General features: G+C 70.0%; 22 protein-coding genes. 9 read left to right on the forward strand and 13 right to left on the reverse strand.

What is annotated here, in order from left to right; all coding sequences use genetic code 11:
- Positions 1-69 precede the first annotated feature (69 nt).
- The 7 genes from PSQ40_RS17295 to PSQ40_RS17325 all read left to right on the forward strand — a co-directional run bounded on the left by PSQ40_RS17295 (position 70) and on the right by PSQ40_RS17325 (position 5460).
- Positions 70-1035: a ProQ/FINO family protein gene (locus PSQ40_RS17295; protein WP_273953138.1), complete on the forward strand. Its 966-nt coding sequence runs from the start codon at positions 70-72 to the stop codon at positions 1033-1035.
- 114 nt (positions 1036-1149) lie between these two features.
- Complete coding sequence (locus PSQ40_RS17300; RefSeq protein WP_273953139.1) at positions 1150-1563, forward strand: VOC family protein; 414 nt, start codon at positions 1150-1152, stop codon at positions 1561-1563.
- A gap of 14 nt (positions 1564-1577) precedes the next feature.
- Positions 1578-2072, forward strand: coding sequence for an EVE domain-containing protein (locus tag PSQ40_RS17305; protein ID WP_273953140.1), 495 nt, complete (start codon positions 1578-1580; stop codon positions 2070-2072).
- A 55-nt stretch (positions 2073-2127) separates the two neighbouring features.
- Positions 2128-2826 (forward strand): helix-turn-helix transcriptional regulator, encoded by a 699-nt coding sequence (locus PSQ40_RS17310; RefSeq protein WP_273953141.1) that lies wholly within the window; start codon positions 2128-2130, stop codon positions 2824-2826.
- Positions 2827-2923: 97 nt separating this feature from the next.
- Entirely contained in the window at positions 2924-3313 is a 390-nt protein-coding gene (locus tag PSQ40_RS17315) for a DUF2237 family protein (RefSeq protein ID WP_273953142.1), read from the forward strand.
- 39 nt (positions 3314-3352) lie between these two features.
- Positions 3353-4234: an AraC family transcriptional regulator gene (locus PSQ40_RS17320; protein ID WP_273953143.1), complete on the forward strand. Its 882-nt coding sequence runs from the start codon at positions 3353-3355 to the stop codon at positions 4232-4234.
- Positions 4235-4500: 266 nt separating this feature from the next.
- A complete protein-coding gene (locus PSQ40_RS17325; RefSeq protein WP_273953226.1) occupies positions 4501-5460 on the forward strand; it encodes a DMT family transporter in 960 nt (319 codons plus the stop codon).
- Between the two features lie 15 nt (positions 5461-5475).
- Here PSQ40_RS17325 and PSQ40_RS17330 read toward each other — a convergent pair whose 3' ends face one another.
- The 3 genes from PSQ40_RS17330 to lplT all read right to left on the reverse strand — a co-directional run bounded on the left by PSQ40_RS17330 (position 5476) and on the right by lplT (position 8326).
- The gene (locus PSQ40_RS17330) at positions 5476-5979 is read right to left on the reverse strand and encodes a glutathione peroxidase (RefSeq protein WP_273953144.1); all 504 of its coding nucleotides are present in this window, start codon (positions 5977-5979) and stop codon (positions 5476-5478) included.
- 79 nt (positions 5980-6058) lie between these two features.
- A complete protein-coding gene (locus PSQ40_RS17335; RefSeq protein ID WP_273953145.1) occupies positions 6059-6970 on the reverse strand; it encodes a DMT family transporter in 912 nt (303 codons plus the stop codon).
- 51 nt (positions 6971-7021) lie between these two features.
- The gene (gene lplT, locus PSQ40_RS17340; RefSeq protein WP_273953146.1) at positions 7022-8326 is read right to left on the reverse strand and encodes a lysophospholipid transporter LplT; all 1305 of its coding nucleotides are present in this window, start codon (positions 8324-8326) and stop codon (positions 7022-7024) included.
- Positions 8327-8463: 137 nt separating this feature from the next.
- On the opposite strand from lplT, the gene alr reads away from it, so the two are divergent.
- Both alr and PSQ40_RS17350 read left to right on the forward strand, forming a co-directional pair.
- Positions 8464-9588, forward strand: a complete 1125-nt coding sequence (gene alr, locus PSQ40_RS17345) for an alanine racemase (RefSeq protein ID WP_273953147.1) — start codon at positions 8464-8466, stop codon at positions 9586-9588.
- A 146-nt stretch (positions 9589-9734) separates the two neighbouring features.
- Positions 9735-11327, forward strand: a complete 1593-nt coding sequence (locus tag PSQ40_RS17350; protein WP_273953148.1) for an ABC transporter substrate-binding protein — start codon at positions 9735-9737, stop codon at positions 11325-11327.
- 135 nt (positions 11328-11462) lie between these two features.
- Here the strand turns inward: PSQ40_RS17350 and PSQ40_RS17355 are convergent, their stop codons facing one another.
- The 10 genes from PSQ40_RS17355 to hpaE all read right to left on the reverse strand — a co-directional run bounded on the left by PSQ40_RS17355 (position 11463) and on the right by hpaE (position 21065).
- The gene (locus PSQ40_RS17355) at positions 11463-12104 is read right to left on the reverse strand and encodes a glutathione S-transferase family protein (protein ID WP_273953149.1); all 642 of its coding nucleotides are present in this window, start codon (positions 12102-12104) and stop codon (positions 11463-11465) included.
- A gap of 193 nt (positions 12105-12297) precedes the next feature.
- The gene (locus PSQ40_RS17360) at positions 12298-13284 is read right to left on the reverse strand and encodes a 2-dehydropantoate 2-reductase (protein ID WP_273953150.1); all 987 of its coding nucleotides are present in this window, start codon (positions 13282-13284) and stop codon (positions 12298-12300) included.
- A gap of 111 nt (positions 13285-13395) precedes the next feature.
- Positions 13396-14208, reverse strand: coding sequence for a class II aldolase/adducin family protein (locus PSQ40_RS17365; protein ID WP_409338613.1), 813 nt, complete (start codon positions 14206-14208; stop codon positions 13396-13398).
- A gap of 46 nt (positions 14209-14254) precedes the next feature.
- Entirely contained in the window at positions 14255-15274 is a 1020-nt protein-coding gene (locus tag PSQ40_RS17370) for a Bug family tripartite tricarboxylate transporter substrate binding protein (protein ID WP_273953151.1), read from the reverse strand.
- 150 nt (positions 15275-15424) lie between these two features.
- Positions 15425-16231 carry an SDR family NAD(P)-dependent oxidoreductase gene (locus tag PSQ40_RS17375; protein ID WP_273953152.1) on the reverse strand — a complete coding sequence of 269 codons (807 nt, stop codon included), beginning with the start codon at positions 16229-16231 and terminating at the stop codon, positions 15425-15427.
- Positions 16232-16233: 2 nt separating this feature from the next.
- A complete protein-coding gene (hpaH, locus tag PSQ40_RS17380; RefSeq protein ID WP_273953153.1) occupies positions 16234-17037 on the reverse strand; it encodes a 2-oxo-hept-4-ene-1,7-dioate hydratase in 804 nt (267 codons plus the stop codon).
- 32 nt (positions 17038-17069) lie between these two features.
- Positions 17070-17504: a 5-carboxymethyl-2-hydroxymuconate isomerase gene (locus tag PSQ40_RS17385; RefSeq protein WP_273953154.1), complete on the reverse strand. Its 435-nt coding sequence runs from the start codon at positions 17502-17504 to the stop codon at positions 17070-17072.
- 58 nt (positions 17505-17562) lie between these two features.
- On the reverse strand, positions 17563-18486 hold the full coding sequence (hpaD, locus tag PSQ40_RS17390; RefSeq protein WP_273953155.1) for a 3,4-dihydroxyphenylacetate 2,3-dioxygenase: 924 nt from the start codon (positions 18484-18486) through the stop codon (positions 17563-17565).
- Positions 18487-18518: 32 nt separating this feature from the next.
- The gene (locus PSQ40_RS17395; RefSeq protein WP_273953156.1) at positions 18519-19490 is read right to left on the reverse strand and encodes a tripartite tricarboxylate transporter substrate binding protein; all 972 of its coding nucleotides are present in this window, start codon (positions 19488-19490) and stop codon (positions 18519-18521) included.
- Between the two features lie 102 nt (positions 19491-19592).
- Entirely contained in the window at positions 19593-21065 is a 1473-nt protein-coding gene (gene hpaE, locus PSQ40_RS17400) for a 5-carboxymethyl-2-hydroxymuconate semialdehyde dehydrogenase (protein WP_273953157.1), read from the reverse strand.
- Positions 21066-21069 lie beyond the last annotated feature (4 nt).

Consider the following 21069-nt stretch of genomic DNA (forward strand, 5'->3'; position numbering starts at 1 on the left):
GCCACTTGGCCCCGACCGCCGAGGGCTGGCATGATGGCGGGTTAGCCCTCTCTTCAATACCGCCACGTCATGACCGACTCCGTGTCCGAAAAAGAACAAAGCCAGGCCGCCAACACCCCCGTGGTGTCGGGGGCGTCCGACGCTGCTGCCGTGAGCCCTGTGGCCGCCGCAGCCCCTGAAGCCCCCGCGGCCACCGAGCGCAGCCCGCGCGGTGGGCGCGGCCGCCGCGGTGGCGCCGGCCGGGGCGCCGGTCGCCCTGACGCTCGCGCAGAAGGTCGCCCCGCGGGTCGCCCCGAAGGTCGTGACGCGGCCCGCCCTGCCGGTGGCCGAGGTGACGGGCGCCGAGGCCCCCGCCGCGACGCTGCCGCCCAGGCCGCGCCCGCTGCAGGCCAGCCACCCAGTGCGCCGCGCGCACCGCGCAGCCACCCGGTGCTGGAGCAACTCGCAGGCCTGTACCCGGCCTTGTTTGGCGAGCACTTTTTGCCGCTCAAGCGCGGCATCTTCCAGGACCTGCTGGAGGCCCACCCCGAGTTGTTCGAGCGCGAAGCCCTCAAAGCCGCCCTGGCCCTGCACACCCGCTCCAGCCGCTACCTGACGGCCATGGCCGCCGGGCTGGCCCGACACGACCTGCAAGGCCAGTCGGTCGAGGCGCTGGCGCCTGAGCACATCTACCACGCGCTGACCGAGGTGTTCCGCCGCCGCCAGCAGCGCGCTGGTGAAGACCTGCGCCCCAAGCTGCGCCGCCGCATCATCCAGGCCTTCGAAGCCTCGGGCCTCAGCCGCGAGGCCTATGCCGCCCTGGTGCTGAGCCGCGACGAGGCCGCCAATGCCGTGCTCGACGAAGCCCTGGCCGAGGCCGCCAGCCAGGCCGCCCGCGATGAAGCCCAACTGCGCGCCTTCGAAGCCAGCGCGCAGAGCCTGGAGGCCTTTGCCGACATGTATGGCCTGGACCCGCGCGACGCGGCCCGCACCCTGGAGCGCGCGCGCCAGCGCCGCGCTGCCCCGGCCACGCCGGTGGCCGCCGACCCGGTCTGAAGCCCCCGCCCCGGGGGCTTGGGCGCCCCCGGTCTGCAGCCTGCTGACACCCCGTTGTCAGCAGCCCCCCGGCACCATGGCAGTCCTGTTTAACCCCGACTGAAAGACGCTGCCATGTCGCACACCCCCTCCACCCCGGCCATCCCCTCCCGTGCTGGCTCGGCCCTCAACTGGTTTGAGATCCCCTGCGCCGACCTGGATCGCGCCCAGGCCTTTTATGAGGCCGTGCTGGCCCGACCCCTGCACCGCGAAGACTTGGGGGGCGGCCCCATGGCCGTGTTCCCGCACGACAAACCTGCCCCGGGCGGCTGCCTGGTGGCCGGCCCGCAGCGCCGGGTCGCTCCCGATGCCGGTGTGCGCCCCTACCTGGACTGCGCTCCCTCGCTGGATGCCGCGGTGGCCCGGGTGGCCGGCGCCGGGGGCACCGTGCTCGACGCCTGCATCGAGTTGCCGCACGGCATCGGCTTCATCGCCCATGTGCGCGACACCGAAGGCAACACGGTGGGCCTGCACACCGTGCAACGCTGAAGCGGAGCCGCACCATGCAGACGGTGTTGCCCGGTTTCCCGCTCGCCCCGGCGCCCCAGGCCGTGGCACCGCGCCACTGGATTGCCGTGGCCTGCGCCGAGCATGCCCGCCGCGGCCGCGAGGCCCAGCCGCTGGGTTTCATGCAGGTCTGCCATGGCCGGCGCGCGCCCTTGGCCCGGTTGCGCCCAGGTGACTCGGTGGCCTACTACGCGCCGGCCACCCGCATGGCCGGCCATGACCGCCTGCAGAGCTTTGTCTCCCTTGGCCGAGTGGCCGCCGGTGAGCCCTACGCCTTCGACATGGGGGGCGGCTTGGTGCCCTTCCGGCGGGATGTGCACTATGCCTCGGCAGCCCGCGAGGTGCCGATTGCGCCCCTGCTCGATCGGTTCGAGTTTGTTGAAGACCGCCAGCGTTGGGGCGCGCGCTTTCGCTTTGGCCTGTTCGAGGTCAGCGCCCATGACATGGGCTTGATCGCGCAGGCCATGGGCGTGGCGGCTTGGCTGGACTGAGTCCCTTATCCTGGGGGCTCTACCCCCATTCCACTGGCTTGTCACCCCTTCCACCATGCGCCGCGCCGACCGTTTGTTCCACATCGTTCAACTGGTGCGCGGGCGCCGTCTCAGCACGGCGGCCTTTCTGGCCGAGCGGCTGGAGGTGTCCGAGCGCACCGTCTACCGCGACGTGGCCGAGCTGCAGCACCAAGGCGTGCCGATCGAGGGCGAGGCCGGGGTCGGCTACCGCATGGGGGCCGGCTTCGAGTTGCCGCCGCTGATGTTCTCGCAGGCCGAGGCCAGCGCCCTGGTGGCCTCGGTGCGCCTGGCCCAGGCCTGCCTGGACCCGGCGCTGGCCCGCGAGGCCGAGTCCGCGCTCAGCAAGATCCTGTCCGTGTTGCCGCGCGATGCGCGGGCCGCCGCCGAGTCGCTGGTCTTGTTTGCGCCCGCCGTGGGCCAGAGCCCCGAGGTGCAGCAGCGCCTGCAGGCCTTGCGCGAGGCGGCCCAGACCCGCCACAAGGTGCGGGTGCAGTACCGCGCCCTGGACGGGACGGACAGCACCCGCACGCTGCGCCCGCTGGGTTGCTTTTACTGGGGCAGCGTGTGGACGCTGGCCGCCTGGTGCGAAACGCGCGAGGCGTTGCGCAGCTTCCGGGTCGACCGCATCGGCGCCATGGAGGTGCTGGCCCAGCGCTTCCGTGACGAGCCCGGTCGCACCCTGGCCGACCTGTTCCGCCAGGTCGAGCAGGAGCGCCGTCAGCGCGCGCCCTGACGGCGGGGCCCCGACCGGCCCGCGAGAGTCCGACCGGGGTCACGGGCATCCGCCTTGGCGCACACTGTGGGCTGGTGTTTCTTTGTTCAGGTGACCGATGTCTTCTTCGCCCTCCGCCCGCAATGTGCTGGGCAGCGCTTTGATGGCCTGCTCCTATGACCCGCTGACCGGGTACTTCCGCGATGGCTGCTGCCACACCGACGCCGCCGACACGGGGTCGCATGTGATTTGCGCCCGCGTCACAGCGGACTTTCTGGCCTTTTCGCTGGCGCGCGGCAACGACCTCTCCACCCCGCGACCCGAATGGCGCTTCGCCGGGCTGCGGCCCGGCGACCGCTGGTGCCTGTGCGCCCTGCGCTGGCGCGAGGCCCTGGCGGCAGGCGTCGCGCCGCCCGTGGTGCTGGAGGCCACGCACGAACGCGCGCTGCAGTTCGTCACCCTGGCCGAGTTGCAGCAGCACGCCTGGGCGCCGGCCGGCCGGGCCTGAGCCCCGCCCGGACCAGGCTCAGGCCCTAAGATGGCGCCCATGTCCGACGCCCCTTCCACCCTGGCGCCTGGGCCCCGTCCCAGCGGGGTGCCCCAGCAGTTTGATTCGCCGCGCGACCGCGCCCTGTACCGCCGGGTGCCACACCGCGCGGGGGTGGAGCTGTACCGGGCCGAAATCGTCGACCATGCGTTTGCACCGCACGCGCACGATGCCTTTGGCATCGGCTCGGTCGAATGGGGCGTCGAGCGTTTCCGATACCGCGGCAGCGAACACCTGGCGGGGCCGGGCTCGCTGGTGCTGATGGACGAAGACGAGTTGCACACCGGCCATGCCGCCACCGCCCAGGGCTGGCGCTACCGCATGGTCTACATCGAGGCCGCCACGCTGAGCGAGTTGACCGGCCAGCGCGTGCGCCGCTTTGCCCAGCCCACCGTCGACGACCCGGCCTTGGGCCAGCGCGTCACCGCGGCGCTGGACCGGCTGTGGCAGGGCGCCGACGACCCCTTGGCCTTTGACAGCCAGCTCTGCCTGCTGGCGTCGGCCCTGGTGGCGCGCCACGGGCAAGGGGCCGCGGCCCAGCCGGTGGCTGGCCTGGCGCCCGAGGTGCTGGCGCGGGTGCGTGATTACATCGAAGCCCACCTGCACGAGCCGCTGCGGCTGGAAGACCTGGCGGGCCAGGCGGGCCTGTCGCCGTTTCACTTTCTGCGCCGCTTCAAGCAGAGCACGCGCCACACGCCCCAGGTCTTTGTGCAGGCCCGGCGTGGTGCCCGGGCCAAGGCCTTGCTGGCGCGTGGCCTGGCCCCGGCCGAGGTGGCGGCCAGCGTCGGTCTGTCCGACCAGCCACACCTGAACCGCTTGCTGCGCCGTCTCTACGGCATCACCCCCGGCGCCTACCAGCGGCAGCTGGCGGTGGCCGCCTGAGGCTGCCGGGCGCCCTCCGGCGTCGTTCGACATCGACTCACGCGTCTGACGTCCTGTCCGCCCGCCCTCGGCCTGCGTGGGGGTGGGCGAGGGGGTGCCGGCCCCGCGGCGGTGGCTGAGCACACGGCCCGCGCGCGGCGGCGCCCTGGCAGCAGCGCCTCGCTTCACCGTCCCATCCGCCCACCGCGCAGCGCAATCTGGTCCAAGACAAGCGCCTGGCGGTGCAGGCACACTGCGCGTCTTGAATGGAATCGTGGATGGAACGGATGGCCGCAGGGGATTTGATTCGCGGGGTGGCGTATGCGCTGGCCGCTGGGCTGATGTGGGGGCTGGTGTTCGTGGCGCCAGCCTTGCTGCCCGACTACACCCCCGCGGCGCTGGCCTTTGGCCGCTACATTGCCTTTGGCGTGGTGGCCTTGCTGCTGGCCTGGCCCGACCGGCAGCGGCTGGCGGCGCTGCGCCGCGCGGACTGGCTGGAGGCTTTCAAGCTGGCGCTGGTGGGCAACATCATTTACTACCTGTTCCTGTCGGCGGGCATCCAGGCCGCCGGGGTGCCGCTGGCCAGTGTGTTGATTGGCACCTTGCCGGTGGTGATCGCGGTCAGCGCCAACTGGCACGACCGCTCCTTGCCCTGGGCCCGTCTGATGCCCTCGCTGGGCCTGATCGCGCTGGGCATTGCGCTGGTCAATCAGACCGAGATGGGCCGCATCGAGGCAGGCCACGGCCACGCCTACGCCGCGGGGGCGGCCCTCACCCTGGTGGCGGTGGCCGCCTGGACTTGGTACCCGATCCGCAATGCGCGCTGGCTCAAGGCCCACCCGGGCTTGTCGGCCACCACCTGGACCACGGCCCAGGGCCTGGCCACCTTGCCGCTGGCGCTGCTGGGCTGGCTGCTGTGGGGCCTGTGGCAGGGGCTGAGCCAGCCCGGGGCGCCCTGGCTCATGGGTTGGGGCCCGCGGCCGCTGTTGTTTTTGGGCCTGATGCTGGCCATGGGCCTGTTCGCGTCCTGGGCCGGCACCCTGGCCTGGAGCCGGGCCAGCAAGCTGCTGCCAACCTCGTTGACCGGTCAGCTGATCGTGTTTGAAACCCTGTCGGCCCTGGCCTATGGCTTCTGGCACCGCGCCGAGTGGCCGGCCCCGGTCACGGGCGGGGGCATCGCCCTGCTGGTGGCGGGCGTGTTGATGGGGGTGCGCGCTTTCCAGCGGCCCGGCGCGGGCGCGGCCTGACCGGGGCGCCGCGCCTCAAGGGGCGGCGGTGCGGGGGGCGGCCAGGGCCTGCTCGATGTCGCTGGCCAGCCGGGACGGCGTGTCCTGCGGCGCGAAACGGCGCAGCACCTGACCATCACGACCGACCAGGAACTTGGTGAAGTTCCATTTGATGGCCTTGCTGCCCAGCAGGCCGGGGGCCTCGGCGCACAGCCAGCGGTACAGCGGGTGGGCGTCGCCACCGTTGACGTCGATCTTGTGCATCATCGGGAAAGTGACCCCGTAGTTGAGCTGGCAGAAGCTGGCGATCTGCTCGTCGCTGCCCGGGTCCTGACGACCAAACTGGTTGCACGGGAAGCCCAGCACCACCAGGCCTTGGGCGCCATAGCGCTGGTGCAGGGCCTCGAGGCCGGCGAACTGCGGCGTGAAGCCACAGGCGCTGGCGGTGTTCACGATCAGCAGGACCTGGCCTTCGAACTGACGCAAGGGCACAGTCTGGCCCTGAATGGACAGGGCTTCAAAGTCATAAAGGGAGCTCATGGTGGGCTTTCTGGGCGTGGAGGGGGCATCGTAGCCCCGAGCCGTGCCGGGCTGCAGGCCCGGCCCGGCAAGACCCCCGTCAATCGTGGGTGGGCGGCTGAGAGGGGGCCCAGGCCGACCAGGCTGCCGCCGCCACGATCAGCGCGCCCCCCAGCCAGACCCGCAGCGGCAGTTCGGCCGCGCCCAGGGCCACGGCGGAGGCGCTGGCGAACAGCACCTCCGACAGCATCACCAGCGCGGTGGTGCTGGAGCGCAGCCGCGAGGCGCCGTATTGCAGCGCCACATTGCCCCCCAGGTAGGCCATGCTCAGCGCCGCGGCCCCGGCCAGCCAGGCGAGGTCAGGTGCGGGCAGCGGGGTGACCAGGCCCTGGCTCAGGCCCACCCCGGCGGTCAGGGCCGACAGCAGCGAGCCGCCGCCGAACATGGCCAGCACCCGCGCCGGCGCGGGCGTCTGGTGCAGGCGCCGCAGCATCACGTTGGTCAGCGCAAAGCTGAAGCCCCCGGTCAGCCCCAGCCAGTCGGACAGCGACTCGGGCACGGGCCAGCCGCTGCCCGGGGCTTTCAGCACCACCGCCACACCGCCCAGGGCCAACCCCATGCGCAGCAGGTCGGCCCCGCGCGGGCGCTCGCCCAGCAGCCACCAGGCCAGCAGACCGGCCCACAGCGGCATCAGGTAGAACAACAGCACCACGCGCACCACATCGCCCACCGTGACGGCCCAGTTGAAGCACACATTGGTCAGCCCGGCGGCCAGCGCCAGGCCCCACAGCGCGGGTTGGTCCAGCCACTGGCGCAGGGCGCTGGGGAAGGCCAGCAGGGTGCAGCCGAGCGCCATCAGGTAGATCAGCGCGGTGGCCCACAGCGGGTGCAGGCCGGCCTGCTCCAGTTGCCGCAGTGGCCACCACGACACGCCCCACACGAAGGCGTTGAACATCAGGGCCAGCACGCTGAACAAGGGCGTGGCGGGGGCGGGCGAGGGGGTGGAGGGCATGGCCAAAAGCAAAAGGCCGGCGAGGCCGGCCCTTGAAGGGGTGGGGGGGCTTCAGTGCCCCGGGTCGTTGCGGGCGATTGCCATCAGGCGTTGCAGTTCTTCGCTGTGCTGCACCGTGTTGCGGTGGTGCCAGCGCTTGATCAGCCACATCGCGGTGGCCACGATCAGGCCAAAGCCGGTGATGGCGCCAAAGGCCGACATGCCGTACTTGGTGGACAGGCTGTAGAGCGCGCCCAGGGCCAGGATGCAGGCCTGCTCGTTGAAGTTCTGCACCGCGATCGAGCGCCCGGCACCCATCAGGTTGTGGCCCCGGTGTTGCAGCAAGGCGTTCATGGGCACCACCAGGAAACCGCCGAGCCCGCCCAGCAGGATCAGGAACGGTGCGGCCACCCACACGTTGTCGATGAAGTTCATCAGCACCACCAGCATGCCCATGCCGATGCCCAGGGGCATCACGCTGGTGGCCTGGTCCAGGCGCATGCGCACCGAGGCCAGCACCGCACCAACCGCGGTGCCGATCGCCACCACGCCCACCAGGGACGAGGCCTGGGTGGTGCTGTAGCCCAGCGCCGCAGCGCTCCAGGCCAGCACGATGTAGCGCAGGTTGCCACTGACGCCCCAGAACAGGGTGGTGGTGGCCAGCGAGATCTGGCCCAGCTTGTCGTTCCACAGGCGCGAGTTGCAGCTCCAGAAGTCGGGCAGCAGGTTCAGTGCGTTGCGCGCCACGCTGAGTTCGGGGTCCTGGCGCATCGGGCGCATTTCAACCCCGGTGTGCGGGATGCGGGTGTTGAACCAGGCGGCCAGCGCGTAGATGAAGATCAGCACAAAGATCGCGGCTTCGGGCGGGGTGTCGATGCCGGTGTTGAAGACCGGGAAGTCAAACGACAGCAACAGGCCGGACACCGAATGCCCCACCAGTTGGCCGCCCAACAAGACGCCCAGGATGATCGAGGCGATGGTCAGCCCTTCGATCCAGCCATTGGCCTTGACCAGTTGCGACGCCGGCAACAGCTCGGTGAGGATGCCGTACTTGGCCGGCGAGTAGGCCGCCGCGCCAAGCCCGATCACCGCATACGCCATCAGCGGGTGGGTGCCAAAGAGCATCAACAGACAACCCACCACCTTGATGGCGTTGCTGATGAACATCACTTTGCCCTTGGGCTGTGCGTCAGCGAAGGCCCCCACGAAGGGGGCCAGGATCACATAGAACAGCGCAAACATGGGCACCAAAGCGGCGCGTTGCCACTCGGGTGCGCCATCGCTTTTGAGTAGTTCCACGGCGGCCACGAAGATGGCGTTGTCGGCCAGCGAGCTGAAAAACTGCGCCGACATGATGGTGTAGAAACCGCGCTTCATTGAGTGGCTGATTCGAGCATCAGGAAAACTGATACTTTTGTAATGTTGAACATGGCCTCAAAAAGGCAGTTGGTTATATCACGCCACCCCTTGGGGCCGGTGCCAAAATCCCTTCACTTCCTCTCCCTGATTGCCCTATGCCCCGCCCGATCCTGGCCACTGTCCACACTGCTGCATTGCAGCAAAATCTGGCGCGCGTGCGTCAATCGGTTCCCGACGCCCGCGTTTGGGCGGTCGTGAAGGCCAATGCCTACGGGCACGGCATCGAGCGGGTGTTCGAGGGGTTGCGCGGCGCCGATGGCTTTGCCCTGCTCGACCTGGCGGAGGCCGAGCGCGTGCGCCGCCTGGGTTGGCGCGGGCCGATCCTGTTGCTCGAAGGCGTCTTCGAGCCGCGCGACCTGGAGCTGTGTTCGCGCCTGGACCTGTGGCACGCGGTGCATTGCGACGAGCAGATCGACATGCTGGCCGCGCACAAAACCCAGCTGCCGCAGCGCGTGTTCCTGAAGATGAACTCGGGCATGAACCGCCTCGGCTTCACGCCCGAGCGCTACCGCTCGGCCTGGACGCGGCTCAACGCATTGCCGCAGGTGGACGAGATCTCGCTCATGACCCATTTCAGCGACGCCGACGGCCCGCGCGGCATTGCGTACCAGGAAGAAGCCTTCCTGCGCGCCACCGCCGACCTGCCCGGCGAGCGCAGCCTGGCCAACAGCGCGGCCACACTGCGCCACGCCGAACGGGCCCGCATCAAGAGCGACTGGGTGCGCCCGGGCATCGTGTTGTACGGCAGCGCGCCCGATTTCCCCGAGCACAGCGCAGCCGACTGGGGCCTGCAGCCCACCATGACCCTGAGCAGCAAGCTGCTCGCGGTGCAGTCGCTGCAGGCCGGTGACAGCGTGGGCTACGGCTCGCGCTTTGTCGCCGAACAGCCGTTGCGCGTGGGCGTGGCCGCCTGTGGTTACGCCGACGGCTATTCGCGCCTGTGCGACACCGGCACCCCGGTGCTGGTCAACGGCGTGCGCACGCGCCTGCTGGGCCGCGTCAGCATGGACATGCTGATGCTCGACCTGACCCCGCTGGAACACGCCGGTGTGCCCTTTGGTTTTGGCTCCGAGGTCACGCTGTGGGGGCGCTCCAGCCAGGGCACCACCTTGCCCATCGACGAGGTGGCGCGGGCGGCGGGCACTGTGGGCTACGAGCTGATGTGTGCGGTGGCACCGCGCGTCAATTTCGGCGTCGACGAGTCCAGCACGGCTGGCTGAGCCTGGCCCGGGCGGGGTCGATTGGGCCGGTTTCTTGCATGGGAATGGGTTTCCTGACTCGTTTTTTGCATAAACAATCGCGCAATCACGGCTTGGCGCCGTGAACCGCCTGTGCCAGAGTCGCTGATCGTCGAAATGGAGATGCCTTGTTACAAAAAACCACCCCCTGGCTGCTGGCTGCCTCGCTCGCGCTGAGCGCCGCCGCGCCCCTGGCCGTGCAGGCCAAACCCTTCCGCTGGACCCGAGCCGTGGACCTGTCGTCCTGGGACGTGCACGCCCAGAACGTGGGCGTGAACAACGCCCTGCACTCGGCCATCTACGACACGCTGGTTGAGTACAACAGCAAGACGTTCAAGCCCGAGCCCGCGCTGGCCACGGAGTGGAAGCAGATCTCGCCGACCCAGTTGCGCCTGACGCTGCGCCAGGGCGTGAAGTTCAGCGACGGCAGTGCGCTGACCGCCGACGATGTGCGCTTCTCGCTGGAGCGCGCCAAGGCCAAGAGCTCCAACTACGTGGTCTACACCCTGGGCATCGACCGGATCGAAAAGGTCAGCCCGACCGTCATCGACATCTTCTCCAACCTGCCCAACCCGGTGCTGGTCAACCAGCTCACCGAGCTGCGCATCATGAGCAAGGCCTGGGCTGAGAAGAACAACTCGGTCGACCCCAAGGACATCCGCAACAAGGAAGAAACCTACGCCCACCGCCACGCCCTGGGCACCGGGCCGTTCCAGCTCAAGGAGTGGACGCCCGATCAGCGCGTGGTGCTCGAGCCCAACCCCCACTGGTGGGGCAAGGGCAAGTTCAGCGGCAACGTGAGCCAGATCGTCTACACCCCGATCAAGTCCGACGCGACCCGCATGGCGGCGCTGCTGTCGGGTGAGGTGGACTTTGTGATCGACCCCAGCCTGCAAGACCTGGCCCGCGTGCGCCAGACGCCGCAGCTCAAGGTGCTCGAAGGCCCCGAGAACCGCACCCTGTTCCTGGGCATGGACCAGTTCCGCGACGAGCTGCCCGGCTCCAGCGTCAAGGGCCAGAACCCGCTCAAGGATGTGCGCGTGCGCAAGGCGCTTTACCAGGCCATCGACATCGCCAGCATCCAGCGCGTGGTGCAACGTGGTCTGGCGCTGCCGGCGGGCGCGCTGATCGCGCCGCAGGTCAACGGCTGGACGCGCCAGGCCGATGTGCGTTGGCCCTACGACGTCAAGGCCGCTCAGCAGCTGCTGGCCGAAGCCGGCTACCCGCAGGGTTTCGAGGTGGACTTTGCCTGCAGCGCGGGCCGCTACATCAACGACGAGCAGCTGTGCCAGGCCATCACGGCGCAGTGGGCACGGGTGGGCGTGAAGGCGCGTCTGCGTTCGCTGCCTTTCAGCACCTACTTCCCGATGATCCAGCGCAATGAAGCCAGCATCTACCTGCTGGGCTGGGGGGTGCCGACCTTTGACGCCTTCTACAGCCTGCAGTCGCTGATCCGCAGCCCGGGCGCTGGCGGCGACGGCAACTTCAACCTGGGCCGCTTCAGCAGCCCGCAGCAAGACGCCCTGGTCGAGCGCATCCGCAAGGAAACCGACCTCGCCACGCGCAATGTGCTGATCGAGAAGGCGCTGCTGCAGGACCATGAGCTGATCTCGCACATCCCGCTGTACCACCAGATCATTCCGTGGGCCCTGCGCCAGAGCGTGGACGTGCCGCACCGCGCGGACAACCGCATCGACTGGCGCGCGCTGCGCGTCAATTGAGGTCGCTGCGCTCGCGCAGGTCGCCGTCCCGGGCCTGAGCCCGGCGGGGCGGCGCCCAAGCCAACCCCTCCCCCCGATGGCCCTGTGCGGGCCGCCGGGGGGTTTTTGTTGTCAGGCCCGGTCGGGGCGCGGGCCTCAGCTGGCCTTGGGCAGCTGAGCCGTGGCCAGGGCGCGCTGCACGGCGGGGCGTTGCAGCACGCGTTCGCGGTGCGCGTACACGGCCGGGAAGTCACGGATGTCCACGCCGTCGCTGGCCAGCCAGTCGCCCACGGTGTAGAGGTAACCATCGGCCACCGAGTAGCGCTCGCCCAGCACCCAGGGGCCGTTTTGCAGGTAGGTCTGTTCGAGGTAGCGGAAGTTCTCGGTCATGTTCTGCGCTACCTTGCGCTGCATGCCGGCAATCGCTTCGGGCTCGTCAGCCCAGCGCGAGGCCCGTGGCCGGTGCGCGTGGTTGATGTGCACGGTGGACGCCAGGTAGTTGTTGCATTCCTGCATGCGCGCGAGGGCGAACAGGTCGTCCAGCGGCGCCAGCTGGGCGGCCGGAAAAAGCTGGGCCACATACAGCAGCAGGGCCGGGGTTTCGGTCAGCACCCCTTGCTCGGTCACCAGGGCCGGCACACGGCCTTTGGGGTTGACGGCCAGGTACTCGGGGCTGCGCTGCTGGCTGGCAGCGAAGTTGACCAAGGCCAGCTCGTGGCCGGCGTCGGCCTCGTGCAAGGCGATGTGGACGGCCAGGGCGCAGGTGCCGGGGGCGAGGTAGAGCTTGAGGCGGGACATGGGCGAAATCACTCCGGGGAGGGGAACAGGGTGAGGTCGGCGGACTGGCCACCCCGGCGCGCGCACCGGGGCGGCCGGGGGCCGGTTGGGGGTGTCAGTTTAGCCAGCCTGCCTGAGGCGTGCAGCGGTCCACCACCGGTGGGCCCGGGGCCGTCCCGCGGCGGGCCTCGGTCAGTCGTCGGTCAGCCCTGCGTCAAGGGCGCGGGTACAGGCCGCGCACCTGGGCCTGCAGCCGGGCCAGCCCCAGCAAGGCGTCGGTGAACGGCGTGGCCACGCCACAACGCTGGCCCAGTTCGCGCACCACGCCGACCAGCGCGTCGAGCTCGACGCTGCGGCCGGCTTCCACGTCCTGCAACATCGAGGTCTTGAAGGCGCCGAGCTTGAGCGTGACCTGGTGTCGGTCCTCGGGTTGCTGGTCGATCGGGATGCCGATGCGTGCGCCGATCTCGCGCGCCTCCAGCATCACCGCCGAGATGAAATGGCGCACCAGTTCGTCGCCGAGGATCAGGTCGGTGGTGGCGCCGGTCAGGGCGCTGACCGGGTTGACCGTCATGTTTCCCCACAGCTTGTACCAGGTGTCCTTCTGGATCTGCGGCGACACCGTGGCGTTGAAGCCGGCCTGCACCAGGCGGGCCTGCAAGGCCTGCACGCGCGGCGTCAGCCCCCCTGCGGGTTCGCCGATGATCAGGCCGTTGCCAAAGTGGTGCTTGACGTGGCCCGGACCGTTCAGCGAGCAGCTGGCGTGCACCACGCAGCCAATCACCTGGCTGGGCGGGATGGCCGCGGCGATCGCGCCCTCGGGGTCCACGGCGCTCAGGCGCTGGCCCGCCAGCGCACCCCCAAAGCCGTGCAGGAACCACCAGGGCACACCGTTCATGGCCGTCAGCACCAGGGTGTCGGGGCCGATCAGGGGGCCGATCTGGCGCGCCACCGCGGCCAGGGCCGGGGCCTTGACGGCGATCACCACCAGGTCCTGGGGGCCCAGCTCGGCCGGGTCAGCACAGGCGCGGATCGGCAGGCGCAGGGTCTGGCCGTCCTGGTCGATTTGCAGGCCCTGGCTTTGCAGGGCCTGCAGGGTGTCGCCGCGCGCCACCGCGCTGAGTTCGAGTTCGGGGGTGCGGGCCAGGCCGGCACCGATCCAGCCGCCGATGGCGCCGGCGCCGTAAATGCATGCTTTCATGGGAACTGTGTGGTTTGCTGCCCTGGCTCAGGGCGGGTTGGGGTCAGTGCGGGGCGGGCCGACGGCCTGCGCCTGCAGCGGCACATTTTGGAGCCGCCGCAGCCCCGCGGGTCATTGCAGGTAGCTGCTGTCTTGCCGGTGCACCTGGCGCACCAGGGCGTCGAACACGTCCTGCCCGGCCCCGTGCGCGGGGCTGAACTGCAGCGCGTCGCGGCTGCTCTTGATGGCGGCTTCCTCGGTGACCGGGATCGGGGCGCCCATCGACAGCGTGGCGAGCTGGATCTCGCAGGCGCGCTGCAAGGTCCACAGGATGGCGAAGGTTTGCGGCAGGGTCTGGCCCCAGGCCAGCAGGCCGTGGTTGCGCAGGATCACGGCGGGCTTGCCGCGGATGTTGTTGACCAGGCGCGGGCCTTCTTCGGCGTGCACCGTGATGCCTTCAAAGTCGTGGTAGCCCACCATGCCGTGCAGCTGCGCGGTGTAGAAGTTGGTTTGCTGCAGGCCGCCTTGCAGGCAGGCCACGGCCACGCCTGCGGTGGTGTGGGTGTGCATCACGCAATGCGCGTCGGGCAGGCCTTCGTGGATGGCGCCGTGCACCACAAACCCGGCCGGGTTGACGGGGTAGGGCGAGCCGTCCAGCACCTGGCCCTGCAGGTCGATCTTGACCAGGTTGCTGGCGGTGACCTCGCTGTAGTGCAGGCCAAACGGGTTGATCAGGAACTGCTTGCTGCCGGGCCCGCTGACGCTGTCGGGCAGGCGCACCGTGATGTGGTTGTAGATCATCTCGGTCCAGCCCAGCATCGCGAACACGCGGTAACAGGCGGCGAGCTGGACGCGCTGCGTCCATTCTTCGGGGTGCATGCCGGCCGGGGCGGCCGGTTCGGGGGCGCGGGGGGCCAGCAGGCTGGCCGGGGTGGGGGCGTTCATGGTGGGTCTCCTCGGTGGTGGTGGGCCCCCGCGCGCAGCGGGCGCCTCAGGCGTCGGCCGTGAACCCGATGGTCTTCACCAGCGGGCCCCAGCGTTCAAAGTCGGCTTTCAGCATGGCGGCCAGTTCGGCCGGGCTGGAGGACTTGGCCTCCAGGCCCATGGCAGCCAGACCGTCCACCACATCGGGGGCGGCCAGCGCGCTGCGCAGGGCGGTGTTGAGTCGGGTCACGAGGTCGCGCGAGGCCTTGGCCGGCAGGTAGAAGCCGAACCATTCGTTGAACACCATGTCCTTCAGACCCTGTTCGACCATGGTCTGGGTGTTGGGCGCGAACTTGTTGCGCTGGGCACCCGTGGTGGCCAGCAGGCGGCATTTGCCGGCGGCCACGTGCTGGGTGAACTCACCCACCGGACCCGACACGGCGGGCAGCTGGCCGCCGATCATGTCCAGGATGGCGGGCTGGGTGCCCCGGAAGGCGATGTGCTTGAGGTCGATGCCGGCCGCATGGCCCAGCAGCGCCCCCACAAAGTGCGGCGTCGAACCCGCGGCGGGCGAGCCGAAGTTGGCGTCCTTGGGGTTGGCCTTGCACCAGGCCAGGAAGTCGGGCACGGTCTTGACGCTGGCCGGCACCGAGGGGCCGACCGCAAAGCCGAAGTCGAACACGCAGCCCAGCGACACCGGGGTCAGGTCGTTGACCGGGTCGTAGGCGAGCTTCTTGTAGATGTGCGGGTAGATGCCCAGCATGGACATGGGCGTTTGCAGCAGGGTCTGGCCGTCGGGGTTCTGGGACTTCACGAACTGGATCGCGATCTGGCCGCCCGCGCCGGTCTTGTTCTCGACAAACGCGGCCTTGGTGTAGCCCGTGCCCGGCAGCTTGTCGGCCACGCGGCGGCAGATGGTGTCGGAGGTGCCGCCCGCCGCGAAGCCGGTGATGATCTTCACGGTCTCAAAGGCGCTGGCCTGGGCCATGGCCTGCTGCCCCAGGCCCGCCAGCAGGGCGCTGGCGCCGGCGGTTTGCAGCCATTGGCGGCGCGAGAAGTTGGAAGCGGAATCGTGCGGTTGGCTCATGCGGGTCTCCTGAGGGTCGGTTGGGTGTTGTGGGCGGCGGCCAGGCCTGGGGCACAGACCACCTGTGCGCCTGATTTTTCCAGCCTGCACGCGCCAGCGCTACCCGTGTTTACCTGCACGTTTGATTCATTTCTATAACCAATTTGCGCCTCAGCCCGCGTTCAGGTGCAGGCCGTTGTCCATCAGCAGCACCGCCCCCGTCATACCGGGCGCCCGCGCGGCGACAAACCAGGCCAGCGCCGCCACTTCCTCGGCTTGCGAGACCCGGCCCAGCACCGAGGCTTGCTGCTGGCGTGCCAGCACGGCCCCGTGTTGGGCCGCGTCCAGCACCCGGCTGGGCAGTCCGCCGTCGACAAAGCCCGGCGCGATCGCATTGACCCGGATCGCCGGGGCCAGTGCCCGCGCCAGGCCCAGGGTCAGGGTGTTGAGGGCGCCCTTGCTGGCCGCGTACGCCAGCGAGGAGCCACGCCCCAGCACCCCGCCGATCGACGAGATGTTGACCACCGCCCCCTGGCCCGAGGCGGACAGGGCCTCGCGGCAGGCGCGGGTCATCTGCCAGGGCCCCACCAGGTTGACCTGGCTGGTGCGCTGGAACTCGGCCGCGTCGAGCGCGTCCAGGTCCTCGTGCGGCACAAAGCGCGTGGTGCCGGCCGAATTGACCAGCACCTGCAGGCCGCCCAGCCGCGCCACGGCGGTGGCGGCCACGGCCCGGCAGGCGGCGTCGTCGCCGACATCGAGCGCCTGCACCAGGGTGGTGGCGCCCACGGCTTCGCAGTCGCGGGCCACCTGCTGGGCCTCGTCCGCGGTGGCCGCGTCCAGGTGGGTGATGACGACGTTCCAGCCCTGGCGCGCGAACTCACGCGCGCAGGCCGCGCCAATGCCGGTGGCCGAGCCGGTGATCAGCACCGCAGGGCGCGGGGCGGGGCCCGTGGTGGAGGGGGGCAAAAGGGGGGACACGGTCAGACCATCCGAAAGGCAATCGACCCCAAGGGGCCATAGTCGGCGTGAAAGGTGTCGCCGGGCTGGGCCGGCGTGGGCCGCGTGAACGAGCCGCCCAGCACCACCTCGCCCGCGGCCAGGCCTTCGCCCCAGGGGGCGAGCTTGTTGGCCAGCCAGGCCACGCCCTGGGCCGGGTGGTTCAGCACCGCCGCGGCCACGCCGGATTCCTCGATCACGCCGTTCTTGAACAGCAGCGCGCTGACCCAGCGCAGGTCCACCGCGTCGGGCCGCACCGGGCGCCCGCCCGTGACGATGCCGGCATTGGCCGCGTTGTCGGCAATGGTGTCAAAGACCTTGCGCGGGGCCTTGCTGTGGCGGTCGAACTGCTCGATGCGCGCGTCGATGATCTCGATCGCGGGCACCACCCAGTCGGTGGCGTCCAGCACGTCGTACAGCGTGACACCCGGGCCGCGCAGCGGCTTGCCGAGGATGAAGGCCAGCTCGACTTCAATGCGCGGCGCGATGAAGCGGTGGAACGGGATGTCGCCGCCCTCGGCCAAGAACATGTCGTCGAGCAAGGTGCCGTAGTCGGGTTCGTCGATCTGGCTGGACAACTGCATGGCGCGCGAGGTCAGGCCGATCTTGTGGCCGCGCACGCTGCGCCCGGCGGCGATCTTCTGCCGCACCCATTCGCGCGACACGGCGTAGCCGTCTTCGATCGTCATGCCGGGGAAGCGCTTGGAAAAATGCTCGACCTGTTGACGGCTTTTCTCGGCCTGGTCGAGTTCGGCCGCCAGGGCGGCGATCTGCTCGGGGGTGAACATGGGCGGTCTCGCTTTCGGTGACAGGGTGGGGCTCAGACCGCCTTGTTGAACAAGGGGTGCAGGTTGCTGTGCTTGCCGTCGAAGGCGGGGGCGCCCTCGTCCACTTGCAAGGTGATGCCGATGTGGCGTTGCGCGAACAGCGGTGCGAAATGCGCCTTCACGTCGGCCAGCAGCGATTCGCCAGCGGCCTGCACCACGGCGGGGGGGCGGCCGCTGGCCATGCGCAGGTGGAGGTAGACAAACGCATAGTCGCCGTTGCCGCCGGCCGCGCGGCCCGCGGTGCCGCCGTCCGAGATGGCGTGGTGCGCGGCCGGGAAGGCCAGCACCCGGGTGCCCCCGGGCGGAAAGACCGCGCGGCCTTCGGCGTCGCGCTGCGCGAGCATGGTGTCGGCCAGGCGGCGGCACAGCGCGCCGAGGTCGGTTTCGGCGTCCAGTTGCGGGGTGTAGAGGATGACGAGGTGGGGCATGGTGGGTTCAGTGGGGGGGCGCTGTGGGGGACGGCAGGCGGGGGGCAGGTGCTGGTGGTCAGAGCCGGGGAAAGGCTTGGTAAGCGCTGGCGGCCGAGGCCTGCGCCGCCGGGATCGCGCGCCCGTCCTGCGGCGTGACCGGGAACACGGCATTGATCTGGCCCGTGCCCGAGGCGCCGAAGTACGGCGTCACCACCTCGGCCTGGCCCTGGTAGGCCGACCAGCCGAGCGCGCCCAGCAGCATCGCGGTGTCGTGCATGAAGCCTTCGCCGTGGCCCTTGGTGGCGTACTCGGGCAGCATGTCGCAAAAGCGCGCCCAGTCACCGCGCTGCCAGAGGTCGACCACCTCGCGGTCCATCATTTCGAGGAACGGGCTCCAGACCTTGAACGCGAACTCGGGGGCCAGGCCGTTCTGTGCAAAGCGGTGGCTCAGCGAACCGCTGGCCAAAAAGGCCACGGTGCCGTCGTAGTGGTCTTCCACCGCGCGGCGCAGCGCCCAGCCCAGGCGCGCGCTGTCGTTGAGGTAGTGGCCGGTGCACAGGGCCGACACCGAGACCACCTTGAAGTGCTGGTCGGGGTTCATGTAGCGCAGCGGCACCAGGGTGCCGTACTCGGGGTTCAGCGTGGTGGCGTCGTGCGCCAGGGTTTCCACGCCCAGCGCGTTGCACGACTGCGCCAGCAGCCGGCCCAGCGCCGGGTTGCCCGGGCATTCAAACGGCAGGTTGCTGATGAAGTGCGGCAGCTCGTTGCTGGTGTAGACGCCCTTGAAGTGGGGCCCGCAGTTGATGTGGTAGTTGGCGTTGACCAGCCAGTGGGTGTCGAACACCACCAGGGTGTCCACGCCGAGTTCGCGGCAGCGGCGGCCGATCTCGAGGTGGCCGTCGATGGCGTCCTGGCGCGTGCCATGGCGCGGGCCCGGCAGCTCGCTGAGGTACAGCGAGGGCACGTGGGTGATCTTGGCGGCCAGGGCGAGGGTTCCCATGCGGTGTCTCCAAAAAGAAGGTCGGTCGGCGCTCAGCTGTCGGCGCTGATGCGGGCACTGCGGATCACCTGCGCATAGCGGCTGATCTCGCTCTGGATGAAGGCGCCAAACTGCTCCGGTGTGCCGGCCAGCGAGCTGATGCCGCCTTTGGCAAAGGCCTCGCGCACGGCGGGCGTGTCGAGTGCGCGGCGCAGCTCGGCGTTGAGGCGCTGCACCAGGGCGTCGGGCGTGGCGGCGGGCACCAGCAGACCGTTCCAGGAGTTGGACTCGACGGCCACGCCCTGTTCGGCCAGGGTCGCCAGCTCGGGGGCGTGGGCGGAGCGCCTGGCGGTGGCCATGCCCAGCGCCACTAGCTTGCCGGACTGCACGTGGCCACGGAACTCGGGCCAGTTGCCGAACATCAGCGTCACCTGGCCGCCCAGCAAATCGTTGAGCGCCGGGGCCTGGCCTTTGTAGGGGATGTGGGTCAGCTCGATGCCCATCTGCTCGCGCAGCATCTCGCCGGCCAGGTGGGCCGAGGTGCCGCTGCCGAACGAGGCGTAGCTGAGCCGGGCGCCGGGCTTTTGGGCCGCCGCGCGCAAGTCGGCGATGGTGCGGATGCCGCTGCCCGGGTGGCTGGCCAGCACATGCTCGGACTGGCCCATCAGGCTCACCGGGCGCAGGTCACGCAGGCCGTCGTAAGGCAGGTTCCTGACCAGGGTCTGGTTGACGCAAAAGCTGTTGGCCACGCAGGTCAGGGTCAGGCCATCGGGTGCGGCCTTGGCGCCCGCGTCCACCCCGATCACCGTGCCGGCGCCGGGCTTGTTGTCCACCACCACGGGCTGGCCCAGGCCGTTGGCCATGGGCGTGGCCACCAGGCGGGCCACCAGGTCGGTGGTGCCCCCGGGCGGGAAGGGCACGATCAGCTTGAGCGGCCGCGTGGGCCAGGCGGGCGCCTGGGCCCACGCCAGGCCGGGCAGCAAGGCAACAGCCCCCAGGGCCTGCAGCGATTGGCGACGTTTCATGTCAGGGCTCCTTGGCGGTGCGTGGGCAGGCGGCGGGCTTGGCCCGTCCGCTGGCAGCGGCCCCTGGGACCAGGCACCGCAGCCGACTCAAGGGGGCGGCCATCACACCCCCCAGTGCGGGATGTGGTGGCCGCCCAGCGAGACGGCCACGTTCTTGGGTTCGCAGAACACCTCGTAGCTCCAGGTGCCGCCCTCGCGCCCGGTGCCGCTGGCCTTGGTGCCGCCAAAGGGCTGGCGCAGGTCGCGCACGTTCTGGCTGTTGACAAAGCACATGCCGGCCTCGATGGCGGCGGCCATGCGGTGGGCGCGGCCCAGGTTCTCGGTCCAGACGTAGCTGGACAGGCCGTACTGGGTGTCGTTGGCGATGCGGATCGCGTCGGCCTCGTCCTCGAACGGGATCAGGCAGGCCACCGGGCCAAAGATCTCGTCCTGCGCGATCTTCATGCGGTTGTCGACGTCGGCGAACACGGTGGGCCAGACGTAGTTGCCGCGCCGCACGCGCTCGGGCAGCTCGGGCGCGTAGCTCGGGCGGTCCAGGCCGCCGCACAGGAGCGTGGCGCCTTCCTTGGGGCCCAGCTCGATGTAGTGGCGCACCTTGGCCAGGTGGGCGGGGCTGATCATGGGGCCGACGATGGTCTTCTCGTCCAGCGGGTCACCCACGGTGATGCGGCGCGCGCGCTCGGCGAACTTCTGCGCGAAGTCGGCGTAGATGGACTTTTGCACCAGGATGCGGCTGCCGGCGGTGCAGCGCTCGCCGTTGTTGCTGAAGATCATGAACACGGCGGCGTCGAGGGCGCGGTCCAGGTCGGCGTCGGCAAAGATCACAAACGGGCTCTTGCCGCCCAGCTCCATGCTGAACTTCTTCAGGCCCGCCGTCTGCACGATGCGGTGGCCGGTGGCGGTGGAGCCGGTGAAGCTGATGGCGCGCACATCGGGGTGGGCGCACAGCGGCTCGCCGGCCTGTTTCCCGTAGCCGTGCACGAGGTTGAGCACGCCGGCCGGGATGCCGGCCTCCAGCGCCAGCTCGCCCAGGCGGGCGGCGCTCAGGGGCGACAGCTCGCTCATCTTCAGCACGGCGGTGTTGCCAAAGGCCAGGCAGGGCGCGACCTTCCAGGTGGCGGTCATGAAGGGCACGTTCCAGGGGCTGATCAGCGCGCACACGCCGACCGGGTGGAACAGGGTGTAGTTCAGGTGCGTGGGCGTGGGGTAGGTGTGGCCGTCCACGCGGGTGCACATCTCGGCGAAGTAGTGGAAGTTGTCGGCCGCGCGCGGCACCAGCTGCTTGCCGGTCTGGGCGATCACCTGGCCGCAGTCGTTGGTTTCGGTCTGGGCGATCTCGGGCACATGGCGGGCGATCAGTTCGCCGAGCTGGCGGATGCGCTTGGCGCGCTCGGGCGCGGGCGTGCTCGCCCAGCCGGGGAAGGCGGCTTTGGCGGCGGCCACGGCGGCGTGGACCTCGGCCTCGCCGCCACTGGCGACCTCGGCCAGCACCTCCTGGGTGGCCGGGTTGACGGTTTCAAAGTAGTCGCTGCCGGCCACCGACTGGCCGTTGATCAGGTGCTGGATCTGCTGCATGGGG

Origin of the sequence: Curvibacter cyanobacteriorum (genome assembly GCF_028649475.1) — a bacterium.
In the GTDB taxonomy this organism is placed as follows: Bacteria; Pseudomonadota; Gammaproteobacteria; order Burkholderiales; family Burkholderiaceae_C; genus Curvibacter; species Curvibacter cyanobacteriorum.

Bases quoted from the DNA above. Each gene is read 5' to 3' on its own strand.
- PSQ40_RS17355 (WP_273953149.1), bottom strand. From the start codon at position 12,104: ATGTCCCGCCTCAAGCTCTACCTCGCCCCCGGCACCTGCGCCCTGGCC.
- PSQ40_RS17300 (WP_273953139.1), top strand. From the start codon at position 1,150: ATGTCGCACACCCCCTCCACCCCGGCCATCCCCTCCCGTGCTGGCTCG.
- PSQ40_RS17360 (WP_273953150.1), bottom strand. From the start codon at position 13,284: ATGAAAGCATGCATTTACGGCGCCGGCGCCATCGGCGGCTGGATCGGT.
- PSQ40_RS17395 (WP_273953156.1), bottom strand. From the start codon at position 19,490: ATGAAACGTCGCCAATCGCTGCAGGCCCTGGGGGCTGTTGCCTTGCTG.
- hpaD (WP_273953155.1), bottom strand. From the start codon at position 18,486: ATGGGAACCCTCGCCCTGGCCGCCAAGATCACCCACGTGCCCTCGCTG.
- lplT (WP_273953146.1), bottom strand. From the start codon at position 8,326: ATGAAGCGCGGTTTCTACACCATCATGTCGGCGCAGTTTTTCAGCTCG.
- hpaE (WP_273953157.1), bottom strand. From the start codon at position 21,065: ATGCAGCAGATCCAGCACCTGATCAACGGCCAGTCGGTGGCCGGCAGC.
- PSQ40_RS17295 (WP_273953138.1), top strand. From the start codon at position 70: ATGACCGACTCCGTGTCCGAAAAAGAACAAAGCCAGGCCGCCAACACC.
- PSQ40_RS17325 (WP_273953226.1), top strand. From the start codon at position 4,501: ATGGCCGCAGGGGATTTGATTCGCGGGGTGGCGTATGCGCTGGCCGCT.
- PSQ40_RS17305 (WP_273953140.1), top strand. From the start codon at position 1,578: ATGCAGACGGTGTTGCCCGGTTTCCCGCTCGCCCCGGCGCCCCAGGCC.
- PSQ40_RS17335 (WP_273953145.1), bottom strand. From the start codon at position 6,970: ATGCCCTCCACCCCCTCGCCCGCCCCCGCCACGCCCTTGTTCAGCGTG.
- PSQ40_RS17370 (WP_273953151.1), bottom strand. From the start codon at position 15,274: ATGAGCCAACCGCACGATTCCGCTTCCAACTTCTCGCGCCGCCAATGG.
- PSQ40_RS17385 (WP_273953154.1), bottom strand. From the start codon at position 17,504: ATGCCCCACCTCGTCATCCTCTACACCCCGCAACTGGACGCCGAAACC.
- PSQ40_RS17315 (WP_273953142.1), top strand. From the start codon at position 2,924: ATGTCTTCTTCGCCCTCCGCCCGCAATGTGCTGGGCAGCGCTTTGATG.
- PSQ40_RS17310 (WP_273953141.1), top strand. From the start codon at position 2,128: ATGCGCCGCGCCGACCGTTTGTTCCACATCGTTCAACTGGTGCGCGGG.
- PSQ40_RS17320 (WP_273953143.1), top strand. From the start codon at position 3,353: ATGTCCGACGCCCCTTCCACCCTGGCGCCTGGGCCCCGTCCCAGCGGG.
- hpaH (WP_273953153.1), bottom strand. From the start codon at position 17,037: ATGTTCACCCCCGAGCAGATCGCCGCCCTGGCGGCCGAACTCGACCAG.
- PSQ40_RS17365 (WP_409338613.1), bottom strand. From the start codon at position 14,208: ATGAACGCCCCCACCCCGGCCAGCCTGCTGGCCCCCCGCGCCCCCGAA.
- PSQ40_RS17330 (WP_273953144.1), bottom strand. From the start codon at position 5,979: ATGAGCTCCCTTTATGACTTTGAAGCCCTGTCCATTCAGGGCCAGACT.
- alr (WP_273953147.1), top strand. From the start codon at position 8,464: ATGCCCCGCCCGATCCTGGCCACTGTCCACACTGCTGCATTGCAGCAA.